This window comes from Kitasatospora herbaricolor (genome assembly GCF_030813695.1).
Lineage (GTDB): Bacteria > Actinomycetota > Actinomycetes > Streptomycetales > Streptomycetaceae > Kitasatospora > Kitasatospora herbaricolor.
In genome coordinates, this window is the sequence record NZ_JAUSVA010000002.1 from 5,871,901 (window position 1) to 5,889,467 (window position 17,567).

General features: G+C 71.5%; 19 protein-coding genes. 16 read left to right on the forward strand and 3 right to left on the reverse strand.

Features of this window, described 5'->3' with window-relative positions:
• Positions 1-112: 112 nt before the first annotated feature.
• The 11 genes from atpB to J2S46_RS26045 all read left to right on the forward strand — a co-directional run bounded on the left by atpB (position 113) and on the right by J2S46_RS26045 (position 8,945).
• The gene (gene atpB / locus J2S46_RS25995) at positions 113-931 is read left to right on the forward strand and encodes a F0F1 ATP synthase subunit A (RefSeq protein ID WP_370882244.1); all 819 of its coding nucleotides are present in this window, start codon (positions 113-115) and stop codon (positions 929-931) included.
• Positions 932-1,013: 82 nt separating this feature from the next.
• Positions 1,014-1,247, forward strand: coding sequence for an ATP synthase F0 subunit C (atpE, locus tag J2S46_RS26000; protein ID WP_190209414.1), 234 nt, complete (start codon positions 1,014-1,016; stop codon positions 1,245-1,247).
• Between the two features lie 36 nt (positions 1,248-1,283).
• Entirely contained in the window at positions 1,284-1,841 is a 558-nt protein-coding gene (locus tag J2S46_RS26005) for a F0F1 ATP synthase subunit B (RefSeq protein ID WP_190209413.1), read from the forward strand.
• Positions 1,838-2,653 (forward strand): F0F1 ATP synthase subunit delta, encoded by an 816-nt coding sequence (locus tag J2S46_RS26010; RefSeq protein ID WP_190209412.1) that lies wholly within the window; start codon positions 1,838-1,840, stop codon positions 2,651-2,653. Before J2S46_RS26005 ends, J2S46_RS26010 begins: the two co-directional genes overlap by 4 nt.
• A gap of 157 nt (positions 2,654-2,810) precedes the next feature.
• Entirely contained in the window at positions 2,811-4,385 is a 1,575-nt protein-coding gene (atpA, locus tag J2S46_RS26015) for a F0F1 ATP synthase subunit alpha (protein ID WP_073926119.1), read from the forward strand.
• A gap of 32 nt (positions 4,386-4,417) precedes the next feature.
• Positions 4,418-5,332 (forward strand): F0F1 ATP synthase subunit gamma, encoded by a 915-nt coding sequence (locus tag J2S46_RS26020; RefSeq protein WP_191289504.1) that lies wholly within the window; start codon positions 4,418-4,420, stop codon positions 5,330-5,332.
• Between the two features lie 3 nt (positions 5,333-5,335).
• Positions 5,336-6,778 carry a F0F1 ATP synthase subunit beta gene (atpD, locus tag J2S46_RS26025; protein WP_191289505.1) on the forward strand — a complete coding sequence of 481 codons (1,443 nt, stop codon included), beginning with the start codon at positions 5,336-5,338 and terminating at the stop codon, positions 6,776-6,778.
• Between the two features lie 188 nt (positions 6,779-6,966).
• Entirely contained in the window at positions 6,967-7,347 is a 381-nt protein-coding gene (locus J2S46_RS26030; RefSeq protein WP_190209409.1) for a F0F1 ATP synthase subunit epsilon, read from the forward strand.
• 129 nt (positions 7,348-7,476) lie between these two features.
• On the forward strand, positions 7,477-7,977 hold the full coding sequence (locus tag J2S46_RS26035) for a DUF2550 domain-containing protein (RefSeq protein WP_073926115.1): 501 nt from the start codon (positions 7,477-7,479) through the stop codon (positions 7,975-7,977).
• Positions 7,978-8,022: 45 nt separating this feature from the next.
• Positions 8,023-8,358, forward strand: a complete 336-nt coding sequence (locus tag J2S46_RS26040) for a hypothetical protein (RefSeq protein ID WP_191289506.1) — start codon at positions 8,023-8,025, stop codon at positions 8,356-8,358.
• A 14-nt stretch (positions 8,359-8,372) separates the two neighbouring features.
• Positions 8,373-8,945 (forward strand): cob(I)yrinic acid a,c-diamide adenosyltransferase, encoded by a 573-nt coding sequence (locus tag J2S46_RS26045; protein WP_073926114.1) that lies wholly within the window; start codon positions 8,373-8,375, stop codon positions 8,943-8,945.
• A gap of 61 nt (positions 8,946-9,006) precedes the next feature.
• Here the strand turns inward: J2S46_RS26045 and J2S46_RS26050 are convergent, their stop codons facing one another.
• Positions 9,007-9,540, reverse strand: a complete 534-nt coding sequence (locus tag J2S46_RS26050; RefSeq protein ID WP_191289507.1) for a hypothetical protein — start codon at positions 9,538-9,540, stop codon at positions 9,007-9,009.
• Positions 9,541-9,698: 158 nt separating this feature from the next.
• Between J2S46_RS26050 and J2S46_RS26055 the strand changes: the two genes are divergently transcribed.
• Together J2S46_RS26055 and J2S46_RS26060 are read left to right on the forward strand one after the other, a co-directional pair.
• Positions 9,699-10,913, forward strand: a complete 1,215-nt coding sequence (locus J2S46_RS26055) for a sensor histidine kinase (protein ID WP_229912610.1) — start codon at positions 9,699-9,701, stop codon at positions 10,911-10,913.
• On the forward strand, positions 10,910-11,563 hold the full coding sequence (locus J2S46_RS26060) for a response regulator (protein ID WP_191289509.1): 654 nt from the start codon (positions 10,910-10,912) through the stop codon (positions 11,561-11,563). The genes J2S46_RS26055 and J2S46_RS26060 overlap by 4 nt, the downstream gene beginning before the upstream one ends.
• Positions 11,564-11,614: 51 nt before the next feature.
• On the opposite strand, the gene J2S46_RS26065 is transcribed toward J2S46_RS26060, so the two are convergent.
• Positions 11,615-11,920, reverse strand: a complete 306-nt coding sequence (locus J2S46_RS26065; RefSeq protein ID WP_229912611.1) for a hypothetical protein — start codon at positions 11,918-11,920, stop codon at positions 11,615-11,617.
• 215 nt (positions 11,921-12,135) lie between these two features.
• On the opposite strand from J2S46_RS26065, the gene J2S46_RS26070 reads away from it, so the two are divergent.
• From J2S46_RS26070 to J2S46_RS26080, 3 genes are all read left to right on the forward strand, one after another.
• Positions 12,136-13,002 carry a 3-hydroxyacyl-CoA dehydrogenase family protein gene (locus tag J2S46_RS26070; RefSeq protein WP_191289510.1) on the forward strand — a complete coding sequence of 289 codons (867 nt, stop codon included), beginning with the start codon at positions 12,136-12,138 and terminating at the stop codon, positions 13,000-13,002.
• A 473-nt stretch (positions 13,003-13,475) separates the two neighbouring features.
• Entirely contained in the window at positions 13,476-13,847 is a 372-nt protein-coding gene (locus J2S46_RS26075) for an STAS domain-containing protein (RefSeq protein ID WP_191289511.1), read from the forward strand.
• Positions 13,848-14,185: 338 nt separating this feature from the next.
• Positions 14,186-16,423, forward strand: coding sequence for an ATP-binding protein (locus tag J2S46_RS26080; protein WP_191289512.1), 2,238 nt, complete (start codon positions 14,186-14,188; stop codon positions 16,421-16,423).
• 10 nt (positions 16,424-16,433) lie between these two features.
• Here the strand turns inward: J2S46_RS26080 and nucS are convergent, their stop codons facing one another.
• Positions 16,434-17,093, reverse strand: a complete 660-nt coding sequence (nucS, locus tag J2S46_RS26085; protein WP_191289513.1) for an endonuclease NucS — start codon at positions 17,091-17,093, stop codon at positions 16,434-16,436.
• Between the last annotated feature and the right edge of the window lie 474 nt (positions 17,094-17,567).

Consider the following 17,567-nt stretch of genomic DNA (forward strand, 5'->3'; position numbering starts at 1 on the left):
GACGCGCAGGGTCGGCGAGAAACCCATCAAGTTCCAGTGCCGCACTGTGGCCGCAGGCCACGCCGACACACCGAGGTTGCCGTAATCATGCGTCACGACGAAGGAGTCCGTGGTGAGTGCTGTACTCACGTCCCTCGCCTCTGAGGGCAGCTGCCACTTCGGCGGGGACAACGGCTGCGGCTTCCCGGCGCCCGGCCTGAACGAGTTCGACTTCAAGCCGATCTTCACGGTCGGCAGCGTGGACTTCACCAAGCCCATGCTGCTCGCGATGATCTGCGCTCTGCTGGTCGTCGTGTTCTTCTGGGCGGCGTTTGCCAAGCCGAAGCTCCTCCCCGGGAAGCTCCAGCTGGTCGGCGAGATCGGCTACGACTTCGTCAAGCGAAGCATCGTGCTGGAGACCATCGGCAAAAAGGGCGAGAAGTACGTCCCGATGATGGTCTCGATGTTCTTCTTCATCTGGATCATGAACATCATGTCCATCATTCCCTTCGCGCAGTTCCCGGTGATGTCGCGCATCGCGTTCCCGGTCGGACTCGCGGCGGTCGTGTGGATCACGTACATGTCGCTCACGTTCAAGAAGCACGGCTTCGTGGGCGGAATGAAGAACCTCTGCTGGCCTTCCGGCATCCCCGGCTGGGTCATGTTCATCCTGGTGCCGATCGAGTTCTTCTCGAACATCATCGTGCGCCCCTTCACGCTCGCGGTCCGTGCCTTCGCGAACATGTTCGCCGGCCACCTGCTGATCGTGGTCTTCTCCGTAGCTTCCTGGTACCTGCTCAGCCCGACTCTCGGTGCGCTCTACGGCACGGTCTCCTTCGGGGTGACCGTCGGCCTCACCGGCTTCGAGCTGCTGGTCCAGTTCCTGCAGGCCTACATCTTCGTGATGCTGGCCAGCAGCTACATCGCCGGTGCCCTCGAAGAGGCGCACTGAGCACTGCGGTCCCGGCCGCAACCCCCTGAACTCCCGGTGGCCAACCACCACCGGTTCTCCACCCCGCAAAGGATTAGCAGAGATGTCCGCTCTCGCTGAGGTCACCGGTTCCGTCGCGTCCATCGGCTACGGCCTTGCTGCGATCGGCCCCGGCATCGGTGTCGGTCTGATCTTCGGTAACGGTGTGCAGGCCATGGCCCGCCAGCCCGAGGCTGCCGGTCTCATCCGCTCCAACATGTTCATCGGCTTCGCGCTGACCGAGGCGCTCGCCCTCATCGGCATCGTCATGCCGTTTGTCTACGGCACCGGCGCCTAATTCCTGTCGCACGCCTTTTCGACGAAAGGTTCTGATATGAACCCCGTGGTCGCCTTCGCGGCAGAGGAGAAGATGAATCCTCTCCTCCCCGCATGGCCCGAGGTCATCATCGGCCTGCTCTGCTTCTTCATCGTCTTCGGCCTCCTCGGCAAGAAGCTCCTGCCCAGCATCGAGAAGGTGCTGGCGGACCGCCGGGACGCCATCGAGGGCGGTATGGAGCGGGCCGAGATCGCTCAGCGCGAGGCCCAGGCCCTGCTGGAGCAGTACCGTGCCGAGCTCGCCGAGGCGCGTCACGAGGCCGCTCGGATCACCGAGCAGGCGCGTGAGCAGGGTGCCGCTCTGGTCGCCGAGATGCGCGAGGAGGGCCAGCGTCAGCGCGAGTCCATCGTCGCCGCGGGCCACGCCCAGATCGAGGCGGACAAGAAGCAGGCGACTGCGGCTCTGCGTCACGACGTGGGTTCGCTGGCCTCGCAGCTCGCCTCCCGCATCGTGGGCGAGTCCCTGGAGGACTCGGCCCGGCAGAGTGGCGTGATCGACCGTTTCCTTGAGGACCTGGAGGCCAAGGCCGCCGCGTCCACGGCGGCTGCCAAGTGATCGGCGCAAGCCGTGAGGCCCTCGCCGCCGGGCGGAAGAACCTCGACAGCCTGACCGACTCCACCTCGGTGGATGCGGCCGCGCTGGCCGAGGAGCTCGCCGCCGTGACGGTCCTGCTGGACCGCGAGGTGTCGCTGCGCCGTGTCCTGACCGACCCCTCGCGGTCCGGTCAGGACAAGGCCGCGCTGGTCGGCTCGCTGTTCGCCGGCCAGGTCTCGGGCGTGACGATCGACCTGGTGTCGGGCCTCGCCCGCTCCCGCTGGTCGAGCGGGCGTGACCTGGTGGACGCCACCGAGGAGCTCGCCGCGTACGCCGAGGTCATCGCCGCCGACAAGGCCGGTGCCCTGGACGACGTCGAGGACGAGCTGTTCCGCTTCGGCCGGATCGTCAGCGGCTCGCACGAGCTGCGCAGTGCGCTCACCGAGCCGAAGGCCGGTGCCGCCGCCAAGGGCGCGCTGGTCGTGAAGCTGCTCGGCGGCCGGGCCAACCCGGGCACCGTCCGGCTGGTCACCGGCCTGGTCGCGAACCCGCGTGGACGTAGCCTTGAGCAGGGACTCGAGTCCTACTCGAAGCTCGCCGCCACCCGGCGCGGTCGCGTGGTGGCCGTGGTCACCAGCGCGGTGCCGCTGTCGGACAGCCAGAAGGAGCGCCTGTCGGGCGCCCTCGGCCGGCTGTACGGCCGCCAGGTCCACCTGAACATCGACGTCGACCCCGCGGTCCGCGGCGGTGTCCGGGTGCAGATCGGCGACGAGATCATCGACGGGACCGTGTCGAGCCGCCTCGAAGGCGCTCGCCAGGCACTCGAAGGCTGAGCACCGAGCAACATCCGACCCTCGGTCGGGCGCCGGCCCCGCATGGCGGGAGCCGGTAAATCGTACGGCCGGTTCGCAAAGACCCGGCCGAGAGTCGAATACTTGCGGCCCTCAATGGCGGGCCGAGGATCGCAAACTAGGAGAGCAGGGAAGCCTGATGGCGGAGCTTACGATCCGTCCGGAGGAAATCCGGGACGCGCTGGCCGACTTTGTCCAGTCGTACCAGCCGGACGCGGCCTCGCGTGAAGAGGTCGGCACGGTTACTGACGCAGCGGACGGTATCGCCCATGTCGAGGGCCTTCCCTCGGTCATGGCCAACGAGCTGCTCAGGTTCGAGGACGGCACGCTCGGCCTCGCGCTGAACCTCGACACCCGCGAGATCGGTGTCGTCATCCTCGGTGAGTTCTCGGGGATCGAGGAGGGCCAGACGGTGCACCGCACCGGCGAGGTCCTCTCCGTCCCGGTCGGCGAGGGCTACCTCGGCCGCGTCGTGGACCCGCTGGGCAACCCGATCGACGGCCTGGGCGACATCGCCTCCAGCGGCCGCCGCGCCCTGGAGCTGCAGGCCCCCGGCGTCATGGTCCGCAAGTCGGTCCACGAGCCGATGCAGACCGGCATCAAGGCCATCGACGCGATGACCCCGATCGGCCGCGGCCAGCGCCAGCTGATCATCGGCGACCGCCAGACCGGCAAGACCGCGGTGGCGATCGACACGATCATCAACCAGCGCGACAACTGGCGTTCGGGCGACCCGAAGAAGCAGGTCCGCTGCATCTACGTCGCCGTCGGCCAGAAGGGCTCGACCATCGCGTCGGTCCGCGGCGCCCTGGAGGAGGCCGGCGCGCTGGAGTACACCACGATCGTGGCTGCTCCCGCCTCGGACCCCGCGGGCTTCAAGTACCTCGCCCCGTACACCGGCTCGGCCATCGGCCAGGAGTGGATGTACGACGGCAAGCACGTCCTCATCATCTTCGACGACCTGTCGAAGCAGGCCGAGGCGTACCGCTCCGTGTCGCTGCTGCTCCGTCGTCCGCCGGGCCGCGAGGCCTACCCGGGTGACGTCTTCTACCTGCACTCCCGCCTGCTGGAGCGCTGCGCGAAGCTCTCCGACGAGCTGGGCGCGGGCTCGATGACCGGTCTGCCGATCATCGAGACCAAGGCCAACGACGTGTCGGCGTACATCCCGACCAACGTCATCTCGATCACCGACGGCCAGTGCTTCCTGGAGTCCGACCTGTTCAACGCCGGCATCCGCCCGGCCGTGAACGTCGGTATCTCGGTCTCCCGCGTCGGTGGCTCGGCCCAGATCAAGGCCATGAAGTCGGTCGCCGGCCGCCTGCGCCTGGACCTGGCCCAGTACCGCGAGCTGGAGGCGTTCGCCGCCTTCGGTTCCGACCTGGACCCGGCCTCCAAGGCCCAGCTGGAGCGCGGTGCGCGCATGGTCGAGCTGCTCAAGCAGGGCCAGTACCAGCCGTTCCCGGTCGAGGAGCAGGTCGTCTCCATCTGGGCCGGCACCACCGGCAAGCTGGACGACGTACCGGTGGCGGACATCCGCCGCTTCGAGCGCGAGTTCCTGGACCACCTGCGGACCTCGAAGAAGGACCTGCTGGCCGGCATCGTGGAGACCTCCAAGCTGGAGGACGGCACGATCGACGCGCTGACCGAGGCGATCAAGGCCTTCAAGCTGGGCTTCACCACCGCCGACGGCAAGCTCCTCGGCGAGCAGGCCTGAGTCCGGTAGCGAGGGAAAGGACGTAACGACCCATGGGAGCACAGCTTCGGGTCTACAAGCGCCGGATCCGCTCTGTCACCGCGACGAAGAAGATCACCAAGGCGATGGAGATGATCTCCGCGTCGCGCATCGTCAAGGCGCAGCGCGCGGTGGCCGCCTCCACTCCGTACGCCGATGAGCTGACCCGGGCGGTGACGGCGGTGGCCACCCGGTCCAACGCCAAGCACCCGCTCACCACCGAGAACCCGGCGGCGTCCCGCGCCGCGGTCCTGCTGATCACGGCGGACCGCGGCCTGGCCGGCGGCTACTCGACCAACGCCATCAAGCAGGCGGGCGTTCTCACCGAGCGCCTGCGGGCCGAGGGCAAGGACGTGGTGACGTACATCGTCGGCCGCAAGGGCGTCTCGTACTACAACTTCCGCCACCGCGAGGTAGCGCAGTCGTGGACGGGATTCTCCGACAAGCCGACCTACGGTGACGCGAAGACGGTGGCCGGCGAGCTGATCGAGGCGTTCACGGCGGAGAACGGCGGGGTGGACGAGCTCCACCTGGTCTCCACCAAGTTCGAGTCGATGCTCACCCAGACCGCCGTCGAGGCCCGGCTGCTGCCGCTGAAGCTGGACGAGGTCCAGCTCAGCGACGAGAAGCAGGCCAAGACGGAGATCTTCCCGCTGTACGACTTCGAGCCGTCGGCCGAGGGCGTCCTCGACGCGCTGCTGCCGCGGTACGTCGAGAGCCGGATCTACAACGCGCTGCTGCAGTCGGCCGCCTCGGAGCACGCCGCCCGGCGTCGTGCGATGAAGTCGGCGACCGACAACGCGGAAGAGCTCATCAAGGCGCTCACGCGGCTTGCCAACTCGGCCCGACAGGCCGAGATCACCCAGGAAATCAGCGAGATCATCGGCGGCGCCAACGCCCTCGCCGACGCTAACGCGGGGAGTGAATAAGACATGACCACCACTGTTGAGCCGACCACGGCGACGGGCCGCGTCGCGCGGGTCATCGGCCCGGTCGTCGACGTGGAGTTCCCCGTCGACGCGATTCCCAACATGTACAACGCGCTGAAGCTCGACGTCGAGACGTCGGACGGCGGCACGAAGACCCTGACGCTCGAGGTCGCCCAGCACCTCGGCGACGGCCTGGTCCGCGGCATCTCGATGCAGCAGACCGACGGCGTCGTGCGCGGCACGGTCGTGCGTGACACCGGCAAGGCCATCGAGGTCCCGGTCGGCCAGGTCACCAAGGGCAAGGTCTTCAACGCCCTCGGTGAGGTCCTGAACGTCGACAAGGACGAGTTCGAGTCCCAGGTCGAGGTCCGCTGGCCGATCCACCGCAAGGCCCCGGCCTTCAAGGACCTCGAGTCCAAGACCGAGATGTTCGAGACCGGTATCAAGGTCATCGACCTGCTCACCCCGTACGTCCAGGGTGGCAAGATCGGTCTGTTCGGTGGTGCCGGTGTCGGCAAGACCGTTCTGATCCAGGAAATGATCTACCGCGTCGCCGAGAACTTCGGTGGTGTGTCGGTGTTCGCCGGTGTCGGCGAGCGCACCCGTGAGGGCAACGACCTCATCCACGAGATGGTCGACTCGGGCGTTCTGGACAAGACCGCGCTGGTCTTCGGCCAGATGGACGAGCCGCCGGGCACCCGCCTGCGCGTCGCCCTGTCCGCTCTGACGATGGCGGAGTACTTCCGCGACGTCGAGCAGCAGGACGTTCTGCTCTTCATCGACAACATCTTCCGGTTCACCCAGGCCGGTTCCGAGGTGTCGACCCTGCTCGGCCGCATGCCCTCCGCGGTGGGTTACCAGCCGAACCTGGCCGACGAGATGGGCCTCCTCCAGGAGCGCATCACCTCGACCCGCGGTCACTCGATCACCTCGATGCAGGCGATCTACGTCCCCGCGGACGACCTGACCGACCCGGCGCCGGCCACCACCTTCGCCCACCTCGACGCGACGACGGTTCTCTCCCGTCCGATCTCCGAGAAGGGCATCTACCCGGCCGTCGACCCGCTGGACTCCACGTCCCGCATCCTGGACCCGCGCTACATCGCGCAGGACCACTACGACACGGCGCTCCGCATCAAGGGGATCCTGCAGAAGTACAAGGACCTCCAGGACATCATCGCGATCCTCGGTATCGACGAGCTGGGCGAGGAGGACAAGCTCACCGTCCACCGTGCCCGTCGGATCGAGCGCTTCCTCTCGCAGAACACCTACGTGGCGAAGCAGTTCACCGGTGTCGAGGGTTCGACCGTGCCGCTGTCGGAGACCATCGAGGCCTTCAACGCGATCGCGGACGGCAAGTACGACTCCGTCCCCGAGCAGGCCTTCTTCATGTGCGGTGGCATCGAGGACCTCGAGAAGAACGCCGCCGAGCTCGCGAAGAAGTAGTCGCGACCGGCCGGTAGCAGCTGAGTGACCGTGAGGGGTGGCCCCGAGCCCTGGGGACCACCCCTCACGGCGCACTCACTGTGATTCCGGTCATCTCCGCGCCGCCGGTTTCATCTCCGGGGCGCGGGCCCGTTATTCTTACCGAAACTCCCGAGTAATCGGGCGTTGCAAGAGCCTAGGAGCCCACGTTGGCTGAGCTGCACGTCGAGCTGGTCGCAGCCGACCGCAAGGTGTGGTCCGGTGCGGCCACCATCGTTGTCGCCCGTACGGCCTCCGGTGACACCGGCATCATGCCGGGCCACACCCCGGTGCTGAGCGTGCTGGAGTCCGGCCCGGTGACGATCCGGACCACCGACGGCAACGTCGTCGTGGCCGCCGTCCACGGCGGTTTCATCTCCTTCGCCGACAACAAGCTTTCTCTGCTCGCGGAGATCGCCGAGCTGGCGGACGAGATCGATGTCACCCGCGCGGAGCGCGCGCTCGAACTCGCCCAGGGCGAGAGCGACGCGCACGCCGAGCGACGCGCCGAGGTCCGCCTCGTCGCGGCAGGCCGCCGCAAGGCCGCCTGAACGTAGTCAGACCGACGGTCCCGGGGACGCGCGAGCGTGACCCCGGGACTGTCGTATCAGTTGGTAGGACAGCGCGGCCGCTCGTCACGGCCGATCCGGGGTACGCGGGTAGCGAGGAGGTCGGTGAGCATGGTCCTCGCCCTTGTGGTGTGCGCGGCGGTCGTGGCGTTCGGGGTGGCAGGCCTGGTGGCCTTCGCCGTACGCCGGCGGGTGATCCAGCGGGTCGGCGGAACGTTCGACTGCAGCTACCGGCTCAAAATGCCGGCCGACGCCTCCACCCAGCCCGACCTCGACGAGAACGGCAAACCCACCTCAGCCCCGGTTCCGCAGACCGACGGCAAGGGGTGGGTTTTTGGTATCGGCCGGTACAGCGGCGACTCCATCGAGTGGTTCCGGGTGTTCTCCTACGCCCCCCGCCCCCGCCGGGTCCTGCCGCGCCGCGAGATCGAGGTGCTCGGCCGCCGCTACCCCGAGGGCCAGGAGGAGCTCGCCCTGCTCTCCGGCTCCGTCGTCCTGCGCTGCCTGCACAACGGCGCCCCCCTGGAACTCGCCATGAGCGACGACGCCCTCACCGGCTTCCTCGCCTGGCTGGAGGCCGCCCCGCCCGGGCAGAGAGTCAACGTCGCGTAGCGACGGGACTCTCGGGCCGGGGGTACCTCCCGGCCGGAGGCTGGGGTGGGGGTACCTCCCGGCCGGAGGCTGGGGTGGGGGTACCTCCCGGCCGGAGGCTGGGGGAGGTCAACGTCGCACGATTGGATCACTCGTGCTCGCAAGCGGGACCTCGTCCGCAAGCGGCGTGCCCACGCGCGTGCCGGCATCCCGGTCCACGTCATCGTCGACGATCTCGACGGCGACGGGCACGTCACCGTCCTGACCGACCCGCATCCCGACCGGGCGACGTACGAGGCCGAGATCCGCGTCCCCTACGGCACCGAGGTGACCGTCCCGGAGGGCCCGGCGAAGGGCTTTGTGATCGGCGTCGCAATCACGGGTGAGCCCCGCCGGGCCTGAGTAGTCTGCTGCTCATGGTCAATCTGACGCGTATCTACACCCGCACCGGCGACGACGGCACCACGGCGCTCGGCGACATGAGCCGCACCACCAAGACCGACCCCCGGCTGATCGCCTACGCCGACGCCAACGAGGCGAACGCCGCGATCGGGGTGGCCATCGCGGCCGGCGGACTGCCGGAGGACGTGTCGGCGGTGCTGACCCGGGTCCAGAACGACCTGTTCGACGTGGGCGCGGACCTCGCCACGCCGGTGGTCGAGGACCCGAAGTACCCGCCGCTGCGGGTGCTGCAGAGCTACATCGACCGGCTGGAGGCGGACTGCGACCTCCACCTGGAGTCGCTGGAGAAGCTCCGCAGCTTCATCCTCCCCGGCGGTACGGCCGGCGCCGCGTACCTGCACCTGGCCTGCACCGTGGTGCGCCGGGCCGAGCGGTCCACCTGGGCGGCGATCGAGGTGCACGGCGACAGCGTCAACCCGCTGACCGCGAAGTACCTCAACCGGCTCTCCGACCTGCTGTTCATCCTGGCCAGGTCCGCCAACAAGGAGCGCGGCGACGTGCTCTGGGTGCCCGGCGAGAACCGCTAGAACCGTTGGAACCCTGGGAACCCCGGGAACCCCCGGGATCTCCCGAAAGCCGAGGGCCGAGTTACCGGGGCCGCTTCGGAAAGACCGTGTAGCTGGCCGCGACCACCAGGCTGATTCCCGTCACCCAGGCCGTCCGGGGGTACCAGGCGGTGAGCGCGACGGTCCGGGCCGGATCGTCCACCAGCAGGATCAGCAGGCTGATCAGGACGACGGTGATGCCGGCCGCCAGCAGGGTGCGCCGGAAGATCCGCCACTCGTGGGCGGCCCGCGCCCGGCCGTACTTCGGCGCGGCGGGCGGCTTGGGGCCGCCCGCGAACCGGTGCGCGAACCGGCCGTCGGCCCAGACCACCAGGGAGTGCCCGTAGGCGACCGTGAAGCCCACGTAGGCGGCCGCCAACCCGTGCGAGGCCTGGGCGTCGGCGCCGCCCCGCAGGTCCAGCACGGTGGCGCCGAGGACGACCAGGTCCACCAGCGGCAGGCAGAGCAGCAGCGCCGCGCCGGTCCGGCGCCACCGCAGCAGGTAGCGGGCCGCCAGCCCCAGGGCGAGGACGATCCAGAAGCCGGCCTCGCCGGCCAGGACGACGGTCACGATCATGGTGGGCTCCTCTCCTCGCCGCTCCGCCCTCCAGCCTGGCCGCCCCGGCCCTCCCGGTCGTCGTCACCGGTGGGGAGCGGGCCCTGCATCCTTCGATGTACGACGGATCGTCCCGGCGGTCCGCGCGCGCGGGCCCGCCGGGTGGTTGGGTGGACCCTGTGACCGGACTCAGCCTCACCCCGCGCCAGGAGGACCGCGCGATCGCCCTGGCCGGGCTGCTCGGCGGCCTGGTGCTGATCGCCACCGGTGCCTACGACAACGCCGGTTCGGTCTCGCCCTGGCTCGCGGTGCTGCCGCTGTGCGCGATGGCCGGCCTGGAGCTGCTGCGCCGCACGCACCCGGTGTGGACGGTCTGCCTGGGCGGGCTGGTCTTCGCCGGGAACATCTTCGCCGGCTCGGTGCTGGCCACCGTCATCATGTACACCGACCTGCTCTACGCGGCGGTGCTCTACGGCTCCAAGCGGATGTCGGCGATCCTGCACCTCACCGGCGCCGGGTCGACCCTGGTGCTGAGCGGCCTGACCCTGCTCTACGGTACGGTCTCGGCCGCGCTGCTGGTCGTCGTCCTCGGCGGGCTGGTGTTCATCGCCCCGGTCTGGACGGCGGACCTGCTGCGCCGGCACCGGGACGAGGCCGTCTCGGAGCGGCTGCGCGCCGAGCAGACCGCGCTGCTCTCCGAGATGGACCGGCGCGGTGCGGTGGTCGCCGAACGGGCCCGGATGGCACGGGAACTGCACGACGTCATCGCCAACCACCTCTCCGCCATCGCGATCCACGCGACCGGCGCGCAGTCCCTGGCCCGCCGTCAGCGCCGGCCGGCGGACGACCCGCTGGTGGAGGTGCTCGCGGTGATCCGGGAGAACAGCGTGCAGGGGCTGACCGAGATGCGCCGGATGATCGGCCTGCTCCGCTCCAGCGGCGGCGGCGAGGGCGAGGAGGAGTCCTACGCGGCGCCCGAACTCGGCGCCGTGGACTCGCTGCTGGAGAACGCGCGGGCGGCCGGACAGGACGCCGGGCTGGCCTTCGAGGCGTCCGAGGAGGGCGAGCGCGGGCTCCTCGCGGTGCCGGTCGGGCTGGCCGCCTACCGGATCGTCCAGGAGTCGCTGACCAACGCGCTCAAGCACGCCGCGCCGGGGACGGTCCGGCTGCGGCTGACGTACGGGCCGGAGGACCTGGAGATCGTGGTGGACAGCCCGTACCGGGCGGGGGAGGGCCGGGTGCTCCCCGGGGCCCGGGCCGGGCTGGTCGGTATGCGGGAGCGGGCGGCGCTGCTCGGCGGGAGTTTCGAGGCGGGGGCGCGGGGCGGCCGGTGGCTGGTCCGCGCGGTGCTGCCGCGGGGTGTGGCGACGGCGGAAGGGAAGGGCCGGGCATGACGATCCGGGTGCTGGTGGCGGAGGACCAGGCGGCGGTGCGGGCCGCGCTGGTGATGATCCTGGGCGCGGAGCCCGGACTGGAGGTGGTCGGCGAGGCGTCCGACGGCGAGCAGGCGGTGCGCCTCGCCCTGGAACTGCGGCCGGACGTGGTGCTGATGGACATCCAGATGCCCCGGCTGGACGGTGTCTCGGCGACCCGCCAGGTGGTGGCCGCGGGCGCCGCGCAGGTGCTGGTGCTGACCACCTTCGACCTCGACGAGTACGTCTACGGGGCGCTGCGGGCCGGCGCCGCGGGCTTCCTGCTGAAGGACCTGGAGGCGGACACGCTGATCGAGGGGATCCGCACGGTCGCCCGCGGCGACGGGATGCTGGCGCCCTCCGTGACCCGGCGGCTGATCGGCACCTTCGCCCGCCCGGGGCGGACCGTGGGGGCCGAGGCGAGGGCGGCGGTGGAGGCCCTGACCCCGCGCGAGCGGGAGGTGCTCTCCTGCATCGGCGCGGGCCTGTCGAACGGCGAGATCGCCGGACGGCTGGCGATGGCGGAGGCGACCACCAAGACGCACGTCAGCCGGATCCTGGCCAAGCTGGAGCTGCGCAGCAGGGTCCAGGCGGCCATCCTGGCGCAGGACTTGGGCCTGATCGCGGGCTGAGTACCGGCGGCCGCGGGCCGGTGGCGGACGCCGGCCCGCGCCGGCGCTCGCTCAGCCGCGCCGCAGCAGGTGCCTGGCGGCCTCCGCGTCGGCCGGCCAGACCATCAGCCGCGGCCCCTCGGCGGTCCGCACCAGGGTGTGCCGCAGGCCGGCCGCGTCGAGCCGGGCGGCGAGCCGCCGGGCCTGCTCGGCGTCGGGCGGCGCGGCGACGGCCACCAGCAGTCCGTACTCGTCCGGGCGGCCCGTCCGGGGGCGGCGCTCGACCAGGGAGGACCCGCCGCCGTACGTCCAGCGCAGCAGCAGGACCAGCACCGCCATCACGGCGGCGGTCAGCAGCAGGAACGCCAGGCTCCGCACGATCCCTCCTTGCGCCGGTGCGCCCCGCCGGACGCAGATCACACCGGCCAATCTCACCACGGAGCCTGCCGGGGCGTTAGAGTCCGGCGGTGAGCGGCGCGGCTCCTGGGGGTGACCCCTGCCCAGGGCCGCCTTCAGGCACCGCCCTGAGCCGACCGCCCGAGCATCGGGCCCGGCGGCCGGGGGCGGTCAAACGGCACCCCGGGAGACCAGCCATGAGCAACGTACCCAGCAAGCAGATTGCCGTGATCGGCGCCGGACTGATGGGCGCCGGCATCGCCCAGGTCGCCGCCCAGGCCGGCCACCCGGTCGTGCTGCGGGACGTCACCGAGGAGGCGCTGCGGCGGGGCCTGGACGGGATCCGCGCCTCGTACGACAAGTTCGTCTCCAAGGGCAAGCTCGACGCGGCGGACGCCGAGGCGGCGCTCGGCCGGATCACCACCACCACCGACCTGGGCGCGGTCGCCGACGCCGACATCGTGGTGGAGGCGGTCTTCGAGCGGCTGGACGTCAAGGAGGGCGTCTTCCGGGAGCTCGACAAGATCGTCAAGGAGGGCGCGGTGCTGGCCTCCAACACCTCGGCCATCCCGATCACCCGGATCGCCGCCGCGACCGCCCGCCCGGAGTCCGTGGTCGGTGTGCACTTCTTCTCGCCGGTGCCGCTGATGAAGCTGGTCGAGCTGGTGCGCGGCTACAAGACCAGTGACGAGACGCTGGCCGTGGTCCGCGAGTTCGCCGAGGGGGTGGGCAAGGAGGTGGTCGTGGTCAACCGCGACGTGGCCGGCTTCGTCACCACCCGCCTGATCACCGCGCTGGTCGTCGAGGCCGCCAAGCTGTACGAGTCGGGCGTCGCCTCCGCCGAGGACATCGACACCGCCTGCCGGCTCGGCTTCGGCCACCCGATGGGCCCGCTGCAGACCGCCGACCTCACCGGCGTCGACATCCTGCTGCATGCCGCGCGCAACATCTACGAGGAGACCCAGGACGAGAAGTTCGCCGCGCCGGAGATCATGGCGCGGATGGTCACGGCGGGCGACCTCGGCCGCAAGAGCGGCCGCGGTTTCTACCCGTACGGGAGCTAGTCGGGAAGGTGCCCGGATCGGGGCGCCGGTGCCCGGCGGGCCGTGCGGATCGGACATCGTACGGCCCGCCCGCCCGGGGGTGGGTGAGTTTCCTCACGCAGGTGCCGCAGACGGGTGATTTGGGCGGTAATCGAGCGTAGGTATGGGGACTTACTGCGTATATTCCCTCGGACGAGTGAAGTTGGTTCAGGTCTGGGCCGCAGCAGCAACCTGCGGAGCTGGTTCACCGTCAGATGAGGGGGAGCCCCGGTGCGCGCGCCGGGGTCCGGGCCCGGGCAGGTGCCGCCCGGCCCGTCCGGAGGAATCCCTGCGGCACGGAACCCCGTACGAGAACCTGTCGGACCGGGACCGGCCGCACCCAGGCCGGCGCGGACCGACCGGCACGACAAGGCAACCTGCGGCCGGCAGCCCGTGGCGGGCGGCCGGCGGCAGGCCGAGGCCCTCGGGCAGGCCTACGAGCGGAGGAGGAGAGCATGCGCATCATCGGTGACCACACCGCCCTGGCCCTCGAAGGCCACCTCGACGTGCGCAGCGCCGCCGACGCCAGGGTCCTGCTGCACCAGGCCGTGGACGGCGGGCAGGGCGACCTCGTGCTGGACCTGGGCCGGCTGGAGTCCTGGGACGCCACCGGCCTCGGCGTCATCATGGGCACCCACCGCCGGGCCGGGCGGCTCGGCCGCCGGCTCGTCCTGCGGGCCGTCCCGGCGCAGTTGCAGCGCCTGCTGGTGGCCACCCGGCTGCACCGCATCCTGGCCGTCGAGGGCACGGTGTCGGACGTTCGCGGCGCCACTCTCCCCGGGCTCGGCCCGGTGGCCGGCCAGCCGGTCGTGGCCCCGCTGCTCTGACCGCCCAGGTCCTCCCGCCGCCCGCACGGCCCGCCCTTCCCGCGCACCCCTCCCGGACCCCTCCCACGGCCCACGCACCGCCCCCGGCGGCCCGTCGTACGGCCCGGTCGGCCCCCGCCGGGCCGCCGTCGCGTACATGTCGGGTGCGAACGGGGCAGGTCACAGGCAGCCTCGGCGCCCCCACCAGGGGCCCGCGCTGCACGAGGCGGCACGAATGTGCGAGAGTCTGCGGTCAGGAGACGGCCGCCGGGACCCAAAAGCCTGCCCGCGCAAGGCCGCTCGAACGTCGTCAACGCCCCGGCCCCGGGCCGGGCGGCCGAGCATGGGCGGAGCGATACGTGGGACAGCCAACCGGCGACTTTCGGCAGGAGGGCGTGCGCCCGCGTACCGGCGAACTCGTCTCCGGCGACCTGCTGGTGACCGTCGGCTCGACCGACGGCTCGGAGGCCCGGCCCTGCCCCGACGACTGGCGCCCCCGCCCGCGCCGGCTTGAGCGCGGTGGTCCGAGCCGGGGCACGCTCGGCCCCAGCCCCGCCGTCGGCCCGCTGGCCCTCGGCGCCGGCCCCGCCGACCTGCCGCTGCTGGACCGCGAGGCGGACATCGCCCAACTGCTCGGCAAGCTGGCCGAAGGCCGCTCGATACGCCTGGTCGGCCAGGCCGGCTCCGGACGCAGCGCCCTGCTGTCCGCCGTCGCCGCGGCGGCCGGCGAGCTGGCCCCCGACGGCGTCGTCCAGCTCTGCGGCCACCGTCGCAGCGCCGCCGACCTCCTGCAGGCCCTCTTCTCGGCCACCCACCACGCCCCCGGCTTCCGCCCGGACCCGCAGCAGCTCGCCCGCCACCTCGCCACCGTCGGCGCCGTCGTGGTGGTGGACGAGGTCGAGTCGGCCGGGGAGGAGCTGGAGGCGCTGCTGGCGTCCGCGCCCGACTGCGCCTTCCTGATCTCGGTCGCCCCCGACAGCCCCGCACTGGCCCTGGACTCCCGCCTGGAGGACCACCTGGTCGCGGGGCTGTCCCGCGCCGCCTGCCTGGCCCTGACGGCCCGGCTGGCCGGCCGCGCCCTGGACGAGGCCGAGCGGGCCTGGGCCGTCGACCTGTGGTTCGAGTCCGAGGGTCTGCCGCTGCGTTTCGTCCAGGCCGCCGCCCTGCTGCGTCAGCGGGACGTCGCCGTGGACGCCCTGGTCGCCGCCGAGGAGGACCGCCGCGGGGTGTTCGGCGCGGTCGAGCACCCGGAGGTGGACGAGGACCCGGCCGTCCGTGAGGCCGAGCTGCGCCGCACCGTGGCGCTGCCGACGGTCGCCGAGAGCGCCGCGCCCGCGCTGCGGCTGGCGGAGGGGCTCAGCGAGCCCGCCCAGGCCGTGCTGCGGCTCGCGGTGGCGCTCGGCGGCGAGTGTCCGACCGCGCCGCACCTGCCCGCACTGATCGACGTCGGCCACGGCGAGAGCGCCCTGCACGAGCTCACCGACTGCGGCCTGGCGGTCTCCATCGGGGGCCACCACCGGCTGACCGCAGGCGCGTTGGAGCTGCTGGAGCCGCACTGGCCGTCCGCCGGCAGCACCAACGGCGCCGCCACCCACTTCGCCTGGTGGGTCGGGCACAGTTCGGTCAGCATCGAGCAGGTCGCGGCCGAGGCCGAGGTGGTGATCGGCGCGATGCTCGCCGACCGCGCCGCCGGCCGCCCCGCCGCCGTGCTGCGGCTGGCCCGCGCGGCCGCCCCGGCGCTGGCCCTGGCGCTGCGCTGGGGAGCCTGGGAGCGGGCCCTGCAACTGGGGCTGGAGGCCGCCCGCGCGGTCGGCTCCGGCCCGGACGAGGCCTGGTTCCACCACGAGCTGGGGGTGTACGCGCTCTGCCGGCGGACGCCCGAGCGCGCGGTGGCGGAGCTGGAGGCCGCGGTGGCCCTGCGGGTCGCGCTCGGCGAGCAGCGCGGCGCCGCGCCGGCCCGCCGGATGCTGGACCTGCTGCGCGAGGACACCCAGGCGCTCACGGCGGGGGAGGGGGACCTTCCCGCGGTCACCCGACGGCCCGTCATCCGGGCCATCGCGCAGGTGCCTTGGCGCTTCGGCATGATCCCGAAGGCGGGCGGCCGGGGCCGGACGGTCATCGCCGCCTCGGCGGCCGTGCTGGCGCTCGGCGTGCTCGGTACGGCGGTCGGCCTGAGCGTGGCCGGCCAGGACACCCCCAAGGGCGGTACCACCCCGCACAACGGTGCGCCGGACCAGCCGGGCAGTCTGACCGGCAACTACACGATCCCCGCCCCGAGCGACTCGGCCTCCGACAGCGCTTCGCCCGGCGGGACCGACTCCCCGTCGCCGGAGGCCTCGGAGACCAGCGGCAGTCCGTCCCCCTCGGGCTCCGCGTCGGCGTCGCCCTCGCCGAAGAAGACGCCGACGAAGTCGGCGAGCCCGAGCCCGGGCGGCCCGCAGCCGCCGGGGACGAGCCAGCCGCCGGTGGTGGTCCCGCCGGTGACGACGACACCCCCTCCGGTGTCGACTCCGTCGCCGACGCCCTCGTCTCCGACGCCCAGCGTCACGCCGACCACCCCGAACCCGAGCACGACGTCGGCCGCGCCGCCCTTGTAGCGCCCGCGGGTCAGAACAGCTTGAGCTTGTCGTCCTCGATGCCGCGCAGCTCGTCGTAGTCCAGCACCACGCAGCCGATGCCCCGGTCGGTGGCCAGGACGCGGGCCTGCGGCTTGATCTCCTGCGCGGCGAAGACGCCCTTCACCGGGGCGAGCAGCGGGTCGCGGTTGAGCAGCTCCAGGTAGCGGGTGAGCTGCTCGACGCCGTCGATCTCGCCGCGTCGCTTGATCTCGACGGCGACGGTGGCGCCGTCGGAGTCGCGGCAGAGGATGTCGACGGGGCCGATCGCGGTCGGGTACTCGCGGCGGATCAGCGCCCAGCCGCTGCCGAGCACCTCCATCCGGTCGGCGAGCAGCTCCTGGAGGTGGGCCTCGACGCCGTCCTTGACGAGTCCCGGGTCCACCCCGAGTTCGTGCGAGGAGTCGTGCAGCACCTCCTCCAAAGTGATGATCAGCTTTTCGCCGGCCTTGTTCACGACCGTCCAGGTGCCTTCCGTCTCCTTCAGGGAGCACGGTGGCGACATCCAGTTGAGCGGCTTGTAGGCGCGGTCGTCGGCATGAATGCTGACGCTGCCGTCGGCCTTGACCAGGATGAGCCTGGTGGCGGACGGCAGATGGGCGGAGAGCCGACCGGCATAGTCGACTGAGCAACGGGCAATTACGAGACGCACGGTCGACCACGCTAGCCCACCGGGGCCAGTTGATGCGATTCCGGTACGGCGGGGTGAAGAAACCGGGGGGACGGCGAACATGGAGGTTCGGCGGTCCGACCGGTTGCCCGCCGCACTCTGGCGCGCTTACCCACTGGCGGCTACGGTGTGTGACTGAGTGCTTGCGGGACGAGTCGTCGACGGGGACGGAGACACGGGGATGGGGACACGGGATGCGAGATCCGGCCGAATCCGGCCAAACCTGCTCCGGCGGCGCGCGAATTCCTAGGAAATCAGCGGATTCGCCTGTTCTGCGGGCCAATGGCTGACACGCTGTTCCGAGCGGCTGCCGCCCCCACCCGGCGGAGCCGACCAGGGGTGGCCCGGGTGGTCCGGCATCGTCCGACCGTCGGTCCGCCGGTGCGTCGGGCCAGTTGGCCGGGCCGACGGGCCGGTGTCCGCCCCGGGTGGTCGTAGGCCCTCACCGCATTCCCT